1 pseudogene is annotated in these 1,326 nt (G+C 40.7%); it reads left to right on the forward strand.

The features are described 5' to 3' along the window. Window positions 1–234 precede the first annotated feature (234 nt). Window positions 235–1,298: pseudogene (locus JGK36_RS00105) on the forward strand (ISAzo13 family transposase). The last annotated feature ends 28 nt before the right edge of the window (window positions 1,299–1,326 follow it).

Consider the following 1,326-nt stretch of genomic DNA (forward strand, 5'->3'; position numbering starts at 1 on the left):
AGGGGCTTGCAATTAAATATAACCCCAGTTATCCTAGAAGAGTAGGAACCAAAAAATCTGACATAAGTGGTTGTGACTTCTGTAAGTGGGATGCTAAAAATGATTTTGAGTGAGCCAGTTAAATTAACATTCAAAGATGCGGCCAAAAAACTGACAGGCTATCGCCGTCGAGACTTTATGGCAAAAGTGGCTGAAGACTACTTTAATGGTTCATCCCGAAAAGTAGAAACATTTATGGGGTGGAATCGATCCAGTGTTCAACTGGGCTTACATGAACGACGAACCGGGTTGATTTGTGTTGATAATTACCGGGGACGAGGGCGACACAAAAGTGAAATCTTACTGCCAAATTTAGAAACGGATATTCGTTCTTTAGTAGAGCCAGAGTCCCAGGCAGACCCCAAGTTTCAATCGACATTTTTGTATGCTCGGATCAGTGCCAAGGCGGTATTATCCGCATTGGTGACTCAGAAAAACTACGACCCACAGCAATTGCCTTCTCGTCAGACAATTGGCACGATTTTAAATCGAATGGGGTATCGCCTAAAAAAACACAAAAAACTAAGCCCTTGAAAAAAATACCCGAAACAGATGCCATTTTTGAGAATGTATTGAAGGAGAATCAAGCCTCCGATCTAGATGTTAATTCTCTACGAATATCAATCGATACCAAAGCCAAAGTCAAAATTGGCAACCTGTCACGGGACGGTAAAGCGCGAACCCTCGAACCGAAATCGGCTGATGATCATGATACGAAGTGGCAAGCCGTATTAGTCCCCTTTGGAATTCTGAATACTCAAAATGACCAATTATCTATTTATATGGGGCAGTCTGCTGAAACCACTGATTTTATCGTCGATTGTCTAACGGATTGGTGGCAAAACAACCAATCTGATTACACCGAACTGGAAGAATTGGTGATTGACCTTGATGGTGGCCCATCAAATAGAAGTAATCGAACACAATTCATCAAACGTATCATTGAGTTATCTCAAAGAATTGGTTTGAGAATTAGACTAATTTACTACCCGCCGTATCACAGCAAGTATAATCCAATTGAACGCTGTTGGGCAGCACTTGAAAATTATTGGAATGGTGCTATTTTAGATGCAGTTGAAACAGCCGTCAACTGGGCATCTAACATGACATGGAAAGGAATTAATCCCATTGTAAACTTAATTGAGACAACTTATGAGAAAGGCGTAAAAGTCTTACCTCATGAGTTAAAACAATATTTGCCCTCATGGCAACGTTCTGAAACTTTACCAAAATGGGATATCACGATTATCCCATTTTGACTGGTATTTTATTTGTCCGCGAGTCCCT

The sequence above is a fragment of the Microcoleus sp. PH2017_35_SFW_U_B genome (assembly GCF_020737865.1).
In the GTDB taxonomy this organism is placed as follows: Bacteria; Cyanobacteriota; Cyanobacteriia; order Cyanobacteriales; family Microcoleaceae; genus Microcoleus.